This window comes from Streptomyces sp. FH025 (genome assembly GCF_017427025.1).
Lineage (GTDB): Bacteria > Actinomycetota > Actinomycetes > Streptomycetales > Streptomycetaceae > Kitasatospora.
Genome location: NZ_JAFLNG010000665.1, coordinates 1 through 4,285 on the forward strand (window position 1 = coordinate 1; position 4,285 = coordinate 4,285).

The 4,285-nt window shown below is 68.8% G+C and carries 5 protein-coding genes; all 5 read left to right on the plus strand.

Translation table 11 applies throughout. The features are described 5' to 3' along the window. The first annotated feature begins 400 nt into the window (after positions 1 to 400). Positions 401 to 760, plus strand: coding sequence for an NADH-quinone oxidoreductase subunit A (locus J0670_RS31625; protein ID WP_188306789.1), 360 nt, complete (start codon positions 401 to 403; stop codon positions 758 to 760). A 137-nt stretch (positions 761 to 897) separates the two neighbouring features. Beyond that, positions 898 to 1,452, plus strand: a complete 555-nt coding sequence (locus tag J0670_RS31630) for an NADH-quinone oxidoreductase subunit B family protein (RefSeq protein ID WP_196952813.1) — start codon at positions 898 to 900, stop codon at positions 1,450 to 1,452. Further along, a complete protein-coding gene (locus tag J0670_RS31635) occupies positions 1,449 to 2,162 on the plus strand; it encodes an NADH-quinone oxidoreductase subunit C (RefSeq protein ID WP_207815358.1) in 714 nt (237 codons plus the stop codon). The genes J0670_RS31630 and J0670_RS31635 overlap by 4 nt, the downstream gene beginning before the upstream one ends. Further along, positions 2,162 to 3,634 carry an NADH-quinone oxidoreductase subunit D gene (locus J0670_RS31640; protein WP_243437806.1) on the plus strand — a complete coding sequence of 491 codons (1,473 nt, stop codon included), beginning with the start codon at positions 2,162 to 2,164 and terminating at the stop codon, positions 3,632 to 3,634. Before J0670_RS31635 ends, J0670_RS31640 begins: the two co-directional genes overlap by 1 nt. Next, on the plus strand, positions 3,631 to 4,285 hold a 655-nt coding region (gene nuoE, locus J0670_RS31645; RefSeq protein ID WP_307806786.1), incomplete at its 3' end, for an NADH-quinone oxidoreductase subunit NuoE. The genes J0670_RS31640 and nuoE, both read left to right, overlap by 4 nt.

Sequence of the window (4,285 nt, forward strand, 5' to 3'; positions counted from 1 at the left end):
GCGTTCATCGCCCCACCACCCCTCCGAGTGAGCCGCTATAACACGTCAACATGACGCCCGGAAATTTGCTCTCGGCGGCGCATAGTTGATATAGGAACGTGCCCCCGACCAGCCGCTTCAAAGATAAATGCGACTGCTTGTGACCATTTGACTCCTTTGCGCTGACAACTCTGGGCATGTTCACATTCAGCACCATTCACATGGTGTCGTAGATCACAAAGATGACGATGAACTGCGTGTCGCAGATCACAAGCCGACGGGCATAGGATGCGCTCGTTCCAGGCTTTGTGAACTGCCTCACATGGGGTGGATCTCGGGAACCGGAACGCGGGTTCACCTCAGCGTGACCCGCCGGTTCCGATCTGCAGTCAAGGACGACTGGACGGAGGGAGCGGGGGCTATGAATGCCTACGCGCCGATCCTCGTACTCGGTGCCATCGCGGCGGCGTTCGCGGTCGGTTCCGTCGTGATGGCCTCACTCACCGGCCCGAAGCGCTACAACCGGGCCAAGTTGGAGGCGTACGAGTGCGGCATCGAGCCGACCCCGCAGCCCGTGGGCGGCGGTCGGTTCCCGATCAAGTACTACCTGACGGCGATGCTCTTCATCGTCTTCGACATCGAGATCGTCTTCCTCTACCCCTGGGCGGTGACCTTCGACTCCCTGGGGATCTTCGGGCTGGTCGAGATGCTCCTGTTCATCGCCACCGTCTTCGTCGCCTACGCCTACGTGTGGCGCCGCGGCGGCCTGGAGTGGGACTGAGCGCTGGGCGGCGGCCGCCCTTGTGAACGGGCGGACAAGCTCGAACGGGCCGGACGCCCCCCGGGTGTCGCCCCGGGTGTCACCCCGGGCGTACCGCCGGACGTACCAGAGGACTTGAGGGCATTGAGAGGGATCTGATGGGAATCGAGGAGAAGCTGCCGAGCGGCTTCCTGCTCACGACCGTGGAGACGGCCGCCGGCTGGGTGCGCAAGGCGTCACTCTTCCCGGCCACCTTCGGTCTGGCCTGCTGCGCGATCGAGATGATGACCACCGGAGCCGGCCGCTACGACCTGGCCCGGTTCGGCATGGAGGTCTTCCGGGGCTCTCCCCGGCAGGCCGATCTGATGATCGTGGCGGGCCGGGTGAGCCAGAAGATGGCCCCGGTGCTGCGCCAGGTGTACGACCAGATGGCCAACCCCAAGTGGGTCATCTCGATGGGCGTCTGCGCCTCCTCCGGCGGGATGTTCAACAACTACGCGATCGTGCAGGGCGTCGACCACATCGTCCCGGTGGACATCTACCTGCCCGGCTGCCCGCCCCGTCCGGAGATGTTGATGGACGCCATCCTGAAACTGCACGACAAGATCCAGCACGAGCCGCTGGGCGTGAACAGGCGCCGTGCCGAGGAGCTCGGCGAGGCCCTCGCCCTCCAGGCCACCCCGATCAGCGAGATGCGGGGGCAGCTGCGATGAACGAGCAGGTACCCGAGACCCGCCGCGAGCAGCCGGTGCGCGAGATCCCGGTCGAGGTGGTCGGCCGCCGCCAGGGCATGTTCGGCGCCGAGGGCAGCGGTGACACCTCCGGCTTCGGTGGCCTGGCCGCCCCGATCGTGCTGCCCGGCCCGAGCGAACGCCCGTACGGCGGCTGGTTCGACGAGGTGGCCGACGAGCTGGAGGGCGCCCTGGAGGAGCAGGGCCTGGATCCGGTCGAGGTGATCGAGAAGACCGTGGTCGACCGCGGCGAGCTCACCTTCCACATCGACCGTGCCCACCTCCTGCGGACCGTCCGCATCCTGCGCGACGACCCGGCGCTGCGCTTCGAACTCTGCCTGGGCGTCAGCGGCGTGCACTACCCCGGCGACCAGGGCCGTGAGCTGCACGCGGTCTACCACCTGCGCTCGATCACCCACGGCCGGCTGATCCGGCTGGAGGTCACCGCGCCGGACGCGGACCCGCGCATCCCCTCCGTGGTGAGCGTCTACCCGACCAACGACTGGCACGAGCGCGAGGCCTACGACTTCTTCGGCCTGGTCTTCGACGGCCACCCGGCGCTCACCCGGATCATGATGCCGGACGACTGGCTGGGCCACCCGCAGCGCAAGGACTACCCGCTCGGCGGCATCCCCGTCGAGTACAAGGGCGCCCAGATCCCGGCACCCGACCAGCGGAGGTCGTACAGCTGATGAGCACTCAGCACTACGAAGAGACCCACGAAGAGACCCGCGGGCAGTCCCAGGACGAGACCCGCGGGCAGTCCCAGGACGGGGCCCGCGGGCAGTCCCAGGACGAGACCCGCGGACAGTCCCAGGGCGAGACCCGGGGAACGCCCCCACGAGCCGCCGAGGAGGCCCAGTCCCGGGACACCACCGAGGGCCGGGTCTTCACCGTCACCGGCGGCGACTGGGGCGAGGTGGTCGAGGCGGTCGGCCGGGCCGACGACGAACGCATCATCGTCAACATGGGCCCCCAGCACCCGTCCACCCACGGCGTGCTGCGGCTGATCCTGGAGATCGACGGCGAGACGGTGAAGGAGGCCCGCTGCGGCATCGGCTACCTCCACACCGGCATCGAGAAGAACATGGAGTTCCGCAGCTGGGTCCAGGGCACGACCTTCGTGACCCGCATGGACTACCTGACCCCGCTGTTCAACGAGACCGCCTACTGCCTGGCGGTCGAGAAGCTGCTCGGCATCACCGACGACATCCCGGACCGGGCCAGCGTCATCCGCGTGATGATGATGGAGCTCAACCGGATCTCCTCGCACCTGGTCTGCCTGGCCACCGGCGGCATGGAGATCGGCTCCACCACCCTGATGATCTACGGCTTCCGGGACCGCGAGCTGATCCTGGACGCCTTCGAACTGGTCACCGGCCTGCGCATGAACCACGCGTACGTGCGCCCCGGCGGCCTCGCCCAGGACCTGCCCCCCGGAGCCGTCGACCAGATCCGCGAGACGGTCCGCACCATCCGCTCCCGGATGCACGAGTACGACAAACTGGCCAGCAACAACCCGGTGTTCAGGGCCCGCCTGGTCGACGTCGGCTTCCTGGACCTGCCCGGCTGCCTGGCCCTCGGCGCCACCGGCCCGATCCTGCGCGCCACCGGCCTGCCGCACGACCTGCGCAAGACCGACCCCTACTGCGGCTACGAGAACTACGACTTCGAGGTCGTGACCACGGACACCGCCGACTCCTACGGCCGCTTCCTGATCCGCCTGGAGGAGATGAAGCAGTCGCTGCGGATCGTCGAGCAGTGCCTGGACCGGCTGCGCCCGGGCCCGGTCATGGTGGCCGACCGGAAGATCGCCTGGCCCGCCCAACTGGCCGTCGGCCCGGACGGGATGGGCAACTCGCTCGACCACATCCGCAAGATCATGGGCACCTCGATGGAGGCCCTGATCCACCACTTCAAGCTGGTCACCGAGGGCTTCCGGGTGCCGGTCGGGCAGGCGTACGCGGCGGTCGAGTCGCCCAAGGGCGAGCTGGGCGTGCACGTGGTGAGCGACGGCGGGACGCGCCCGTACCGGGTCCACTTCCGCGATCCGTCGTTCACCAATCTGCAGACGATGGCGGCGATGTGCGAGGGCGGCCAGGTGGCCGACGTGATCGTCGCGGTGGCCGGGATCGACCCGGTGATGGGAGGCGTGGACCGGTGACCAACGTCGAACTCGGACTGCCGGCGCTGCCGGCCCCGCCCTACCCGGAGGAGGTGCACGCCCGGCTGGCGGCCGACGCCGCCGAGCTGATCGGCCGCTACCCGCAGGCCCGTTCCGCGCTGCTGCCGCTGCTGCACCTGGTGCAGGCCGAGGAGGGCTTCGTCAGCCCGACCGGGATCCGCTTCTGCGCCGAGCGCTTGGACCTCACCACCGCCGAGGTCACCGCCGTCGCGACCTTCTACACCATGTACCGGCGGCGCCCGGCGGGCGAGTACCACGTCGGGGTCTGCACCAACACCCTGTGCGCGGTGCTCGGCGGCGACCAGATCTTCGCCGAGCTCCAGGAGCACCTGGGCATCGGCAACAACGAGACCACCGAGGACGGTGCGATCTCGATCGAGCACATCGAGTGCAACGCCGCCTGCGACTACGCCCCCGTGGTGATGGTCAACTGGGAGTTCTTCGACGACCAGACCCCGGAGAGCGCCCGGCGGCTGGTCGACGACCTGAGGGCCGGCCGCGAGGTGCGGCCCACCCGCGGCGCCCGACTGTGCGGCTTCAAGGAGACCGCCCGGATCCTGGCCGGCTTCCCCGACGAGCGCCCCGGCGCCAACGACGAGTCCGGCGCCGGCGGCGCCCCCTCACTGGCCG